A 6,104-nucleotide genomic window follows, 5' to 3' on the forward strand; every position below is an offset into this window, starting at 1 on the left:
AAGCAGATCGCCGAGAACGGCGGCGGACGTGCGCTGATCTCCATCTGCGCCGCCGGCGGCCAGGGTGTCACCGCCATCATCGAGGGGTAGTTCTCCGCCCAGGAATAAGGTAGCCCCGATCAATCTGCCGGGTCGGGGGTCTGGCAGCTGATCGGGGCTACCACCCATTTGTACGCTACTTCTCCGCGCAATTCACCTCTCCCCGCAAAAAACTGTCCGCATCTTCTTGCCGAAGTCAACACGACCGAACAGTCTGAGCGCGGTCGCCTGCAACGGTGGCCCCGGCCCGCGGCACGTTAAGGTGGGTGGAGTGAGCAAACGGTCGTCGGTGCGGGTCTGGGTGTGTGCCGTACTCGGAATCCTGTTCCTCGGCATGCTTATCGTGGGAATCGATTTGCTTCTCACACATGGCAAGACGGCTCGCGGGGCCACCGTCGCCGGGCTGGATGCGGGCAATCTGACGCCGACTCAGTCCAGCGAGGTGCTCGATCAGCTGGCAGCCAGGGCTGCTAAGCCTGTGATACTTGTCACGCCGAAGGGTGAGACGAGGATCGATCCGAAGGAACTCGGCCTCAGCTTCGATGCCGCGGCGACGCTGGAGCGGCTTCGTCAACAGCCGATCGATCCATTCCGCCGCATCGGCGGTCTGCTGGGCAGCGAGACCCACATCGACCCGGTGATCACGGTCAACCGCAGGACTCTCGGCGCCACTCTCGACGCCCGTCGCAAGCAACTGGAGTTGTCGGCCGTCGAGGGCGGGGTGCGCTTCGATCAAGGCAAGCCGGTGGCTGACATGCCGACGGCCGGACAGCGTATCGCCCGCGGTGGCCTGCCGCAGGTATTGCGTGAGAGCTGGTTGCGTGAGCGGCCGATCACGATGCCGACCGAGGAGTTCTCGCCGACGGTGTCGGCGGAGACGGTGCGGATCACCCACGACGGGCCGGCGACCACGGCGATGGCCGGGCCGATCGTGCTGAACGGCCGGGACGGCGCGAAGCCGTCGATCAGTCCGGCCGAACTGGGTGAGGTACTCGAGTTCGTGGCAGACGGCAGGGGCGGATTGTCGCCGAAGCTCGATCACAAGGCCGCGGTCAGGTCTTTCAGCCCGGCTCTGGCGAGCACGGTGCGTGAGCCCGTCGAAGCAACGTTCACTCTGTCGGGCGGTCGGCCGGAGGTGGTGGCGTCCAAGGACGGTGCCCGCATCGACTGGACCAAGACGCTCGCCGCGATCCAGAAGACGGCGCTCACCTCCGATCAGGGTTCACAGCGCACCGTTGACGTCGTCTACGACGTGGTCAAACCCAAGCTGTCGACATCGAAAGCAGCGGGTCTCGGCGTCGACGAGGTGGTCAGCGAGTTCACCACCGGCGGATTCGCCGAGGCGTCGGGGGAGAACATCCGGCTGGTGGCGCAAGCCGTCGACGGTGCGGTGGTATTGCCCGGCGAGTCGTTCTCGCTGAACGGGTATACCGGCACCCGCGGTTCGGCGCAGGGCTATGTGACCTCGACGATCATCGATCACGGGCACACGTCGAAGGCGGTGGGCGGTGGCATCTCCCAGTTCGCGACGACGCTGTACAACGCGGCGTACTTCGCAGGCCTGGAGGATATGGATCACACCGAGCACTCGTACTACATCTCGCGGTACCCGGAAGCACGGGAGGCGACGGTGTTCGACGGCGCGATCGATCTGGTGTTCCGCAACAACTCCGATCACGGCATCGTCATCGACACCGAGTGGTCGCCGAGCGCGATCACCGTCCGCCTGTGGGGCACCAAAACGGTTGAGGTGCAGTCGATCACCGGAAGCCGGTCGCTGTACACCGACCCGGAGAAGGTCACCTTGCCCGCCGGCGACGACTGCGTGCCGAGCAATGGTTCGAAGGGGTTCACCACCTCCGACACCCGCGTGATCACCGACGCGAAGACCGGTGCCGAGATCAGCAGGCGCACCCGGACCGTGAAATACGATCCGGAGCCGAACGTGGTCTGCCAGTAGGCAGGCCACGAGTCCCGGCGCCGGGGGTGATCGACGCAGAGCGGACGCTCAATTGGTGAGCATTCCCCCGTCGACGGGCAGTGTGATCCCGGTGATGTAGCTGCTGGCGTCGGAGGCCAGGAAGATGAGCGCGGGGTTGAGTTCGCCCTCGTTGCCGAGCCGGCCGAACAGCGTGCGCGGGATGACGAACGTCTGCATGTAGCCCCCCTCGATCAGCTCGGAGGTCATCTCGGAGGCGAAGTATCCGGGGGCGATGGCGTTGACGCGGATGCCCTTGCGACCCGACCACTGCTGTGCCAGGTCGCGGGTGAGTCCGATAACGCCTGCCTTGCTGGCGCTGTACCCGGCCTGCGGCATCAGCACCGACGTCAGGCCCAGGATGCTGGCGATATTAACGATCGAACCGCCGTTCTTCATGGCCCGCGCACACGCCTGGGCCATGTAGAAGGTGCCGTTGAGGTTGGTCTGGATCACCCGGTCGAACTCCTCGGGTGTCTCCCGCGTGGCCGGCGCGGAGTCGGCGATACCGGCGTTGTTGACGAGGATGTCCAGGCGGCCGAAGTGCTCGATGGCGGCGGCCGCGACGGCCGCGCACGCGGCGGGATCGGAGACGTCGCAGGCTACGGTGACCGCCCGCCTGCCCTTGCTTTCCACCATCTTCTTGGTGTCTTCGAGTTTCTCGACGCGGCGGGCTGCGAGCACCACGTCGGCACCCGCGTCGGCGAGTGCTCCCGCGAAGGACACGCCGAGGCCGCTCGACGCGCCGGTCACCACCGCCACCTTGCCGTCGAGCCGGAACAGATCGAGCACTGCCGACATGATGATCTCCTTTGCATCTGACGAGCTGTGTACCCCCGAGCATAGAAACCGTATCGGATGGCGTCGGCGGAATCGGCGTTCCGGCCCGAAGTTCCCGACCGTGCGCTCGGTCGCCCTTTCGCCCACCGTCGTCGGCAGGGTCGGCGGTGCCTCGTATTTCACCAGGTCAACAGTGACGAAAGGGCAACAGTAAGGGGTACGTGTTCCATCTCATAGAAACACCCGCTAACCTACGGATCGTGGATATCAATGGAGCAAGTGCAATCGTCACCGGCGGTGCGTCGGGTATTGGTGCCGCCTCGGCACGCGCCCTGGCCGCCAAGGGTGTCAAGGTCGTCGTCGCCGATATGAACGCCGAGAAGGGTGAGGAGATCGCCAAGGAGATCGACGGCGTCTTCGTCAGCGTCGACGTCACCGACTCGGAGCAGATCAAGGCGGCCATCGCCAAGGCCGAAGAGATCGGCACCTTCCGCATCCTGGTGAACTCGGCCGGCATCGGCTGGGCGCAGCGGACCATCGGCAAGGACGGCAACTTCGACTCGGCGCACAACCTGGACTTCTTCAAGAAGGTCATCAACGTCAACGTCTTCGGCACGTTCGACTTCGTCCGGCTCGGCGCCACCGCGATCAGTCGTACCGAACCCCTCGCCGACGGCGAGCGCGGCGCGATCGTCAACATCTCCAGCGTCGCCGGCGTCGAGGGCCAGATCGGCCAGGTGTCGTACTCGGCGTCCAAGGGTGCCATCAACGGCATGACCGTGCCGATCGCGCGCGACCTGTCGGCCGCCGGTATCCGCCTGAACACGATCATGCCGGGCCTGATCGACACCCCGATCTACGGACCGGAGGAGCACTCCAAGGAGTTCAAGGCCAACCTCGGCAAGAACGTCCTGTTCCCGCGCCGCCTCGGTGTCCCCGCCGAACTGGCGTCGATGGTGGTCGAGCTCGTCGTCAACTCGTACATGAACGCCGAGATCGTCCGCGTCGACGGCGGCATCCGGATGCCACCCAAGTAGCCGTTCTCACTCAGGTATTCGTCCCGGGTATTCGTCCCGCCGACCGGCGTCCGCCCCGGTCGGCGGGACGAATCATTTCAGGGATCGGGGACGCCCGGCCCGGAGGGCGATGTGGCGGACAACGACGTGGTGGCCGGGGTGTGGCGCTCGGTGGTGTCGTTGTCATTGCCGCGCAGACCCGCGATCAACGCCACCACGATCACGGTGACGACGGCGAGCGCGCCGATCAGGGCCGTCATTCGCCGACGGGCATACACCTCGGGTGGCAGGACCGCGGCCCTGGGCGCGAGGGTCTGTACCGGGGCGGTCGGGATATCGACGGTTCTGCGCAGGCCACCGGCGAAGTCTTGAGCATCCGGACCGTCCGTGATCGCGGCGAAAGGCCGACGATCGAGTGCGCTGTGGTGGTAGGCGGGTGGAACACCTGTGCCGCTCGCGCTGTGCTCGGGGGACGGGACTCCGCGTGGCAGCGGTGGAGCGAGTGACCGCGAGTGCAACGCTCTGGTGAGTGCGCGGGCAAAGCTCTGGCAGTCGGGGTAGCGATGGGCGGGTTCCTTCGCGAGCGCGGTCGCGAAGACGGGGTCGAGGGCCGAAAGCTCGGGCATCGCCGAACTGATCGGCGGTGCCTTCTCGTTGACCACCGCCAAGGCGAGTGCCGGCATCGACTTGCCGGCGAAGGGGGTGTGCCCGGTGATCAGCCGGTAGACGGTCGCGGCCAGTGAATACTGGTCGGCGCGGCCTGTCGCCGAATGCCCGCGGATGATTTCCGGCGCGGTGTAGGCGATCGTTCCCATGAATTCGGCGGTCGAGGTCGTCGGTGTGGTCGCGGTGGTGATCGACGCGGTACCGAAATCGAGGATGACGACACGGTCGATCGCGCCGAACAGATCGTCGCGGGTGACCATGATGTTGGCCGGTTTGATGTCGCGGTGGACGATTCTGTGCTGGTGGGCGTGGTCGAGTCCCTCGGCGATCCGGGCGCTGATGACGGCGATCTCATTGATCGTCGGGGCTTCTTCGTCGAGGCTGATGCCGTCGATGAAGTCCATTGTGCACCAAGGTATTTTGCCATCGATCCCGTACTCGTGGACGGCGATGACGCTGGGGTGGCGAAGAGCCGCGACGGCACCGGTCACCGAGAGGAAACGCTCATCGAAGTCGGCATCGTCGACCCGTGCATCGTCGTCGACCAGCTTGAGGGCGACACGGACATGCTGGTACGGGTGATCGGCCAGATATACCTGACCCATTCCGCCGACGCCGAGCGCGGAAACGATGGTGTACCCCGCGAAGTCTGAACCGGGTGGCAGCACGGGTCACGTCCTCTCCGCAGACTTGTCATCCACCGTCGCATCGCGGTGTTCTCACTGGCGAACCAAGTAGTGAAGCTAGCAAATATGGTCCGTCTGTGTGACGCCTGGCACGGCAGGGTCACACTCCGGAAGCATAGTCCCGGGTACGTCCTCGGCTTATCTGTAGCGCCGAATGCGCCCAATCCGTCCGTGTTGCGGGCTGTAGTGGGGAATTGTTCTGGCGAAGCGCGTGGATGTTCGTCCGATCGGTCTATTTTGATCTGCGACACCGGCCCGGGCGTGTCGCGGTTGCCGCACCTGAACATCGACTCCAGGTGTGCCGACGACAGACCCCGGGATGCTGGAGTGCGTCCCGGGGTCTGTGCGGTACTTCTGTGTCGGAAGGGCTCTTCTGTCTTAGAAGGCGGCTTCGTCGAGCTCCATGATGTCACCGTCGACGTTTTCGACGGTGACGCGGACGGAGGTGAGCAGCGGCAGCATGTTCTTGGCGAAGAACGATGCGACGGCCACCTTGCCCTCGTAGAACGACTTGTCCTCGCCGGTGACACCCTCGTCGAGCTTGGCGATGGCGATCTCGGCCTGGCGCAGCAGCAGCCAGCCGATGAGCAGGTCGCCGACGGCCATCAGGTAGCGCACCGAGCCCAGGCCCACCTTGTAGAGCTGTGTGGAGTCTTCCTGCGCCGACATCAGGGTCGCGGTGAGCGATGCGGTCATCGCCTGCACGTCTTCCATGGCGGTCTTGAGCAGTGCCCGCTCGGCCTTGAGTCGGCCGTTACCGGCTTCGGTGTCGATGAACTGCTGGATCTGGCCGGCGACGTGGGCGAAGGCCTGGCCGCGGTCGCGGACGATCTTGCGGAAGAAGAAGTCCTGCGCCTGGATGGCGGTGGTGCCTTCGTACAGCGAGTCGATCTTGGCGTCGCGGATGTACTGCTCGATCGGGTAGTCCTGCAGGAAGCC

General features: G+C 65.2%; 5 protein-coding genes. 2 read left to right on the forward strand and 3 right to left on the reverse strand.

Features of this window, described 5'->3' with window-relative positions; all coding sequences use genetic code 11:
* Positions 1-310 precede the first annotated feature (310 nt).
* Entirely contained in the window at positions 311-1,999 is a 1,689-nt protein-coding gene (locus tag Q0627_RS02355; protein WP_324384228.1) for a VanW family protein, read from the forward strand.
* Positions 2,000-2,047: 48 nt separating this feature from the next.
* Here Q0627_RS02355 and Q0627_RS02360 read toward each other — a convergent pair whose 3' ends face one another.
* Entirely contained in the window at positions 2,048-2,818 is a 771-nt protein-coding gene (locus Q0627_RS02360; protein WP_298807499.1) for an SDR family NAD(P)-dependent oxidoreductase, read from the reverse strand.
* Between the two features lie 239 nt (positions 2,819-3,057).
* On the opposite strand from Q0627_RS02360, the gene Q0627_RS02365 reads away from it, so the two are divergent.
* Positions 3,058-3,834: an SDR family NAD(P)-dependent oxidoreductase gene (locus Q0627_RS02365; protein WP_298807501.1), complete on the forward strand. Its 777-nt coding sequence runs from the start codon at positions 3,058-3,060 to the stop codon at positions 3,832-3,834.
* Between the two features lie 77 nt (positions 3,835-3,911).
* On the opposite strand, the gene Q0627_RS02370 is transcribed toward Q0627_RS02365, so the two are convergent.
* On the reverse strand, positions 3,912-5,147 hold the full coding sequence (locus tag Q0627_RS02370; RefSeq protein WP_298807503.1) for a serine/threonine-protein kinase: 1,236 nt from the start codon (positions 5,145-5,147) through the stop codon (positions 3,912-3,914).
* A 396-nt stretch (positions 5,148-5,543) separates the two neighbouring features.
* Positions 5,544-6,104 (reverse strand): acyl-CoA dehydrogenase C-terminal domain-containing protein (locus Q0627_RS02375; protein ID WP_298807505.1); only part of this gene is annotated, 561 nt, incomplete at its 5' end.

The sequence above is a fragment of the uncultured Gordonia sp. genome, from assembly GCF_937858515.1.
Lineage (GTDB): Bacteria > Actinomycetota > Actinomycetes > Mycobacteriales > Mycobacteriaceae > Gordonia.

Bases quoted from the DNA above. Each gene is read 5' to 3' on its own strand.
- Q0627_RS02360 (WP_298807499.1), bottom strand. From the start codon at position 2,818: ATGTCGGCAGTGCTCGATCTGTTCCGGCTCGACGGCAAGGTGGCGGTG.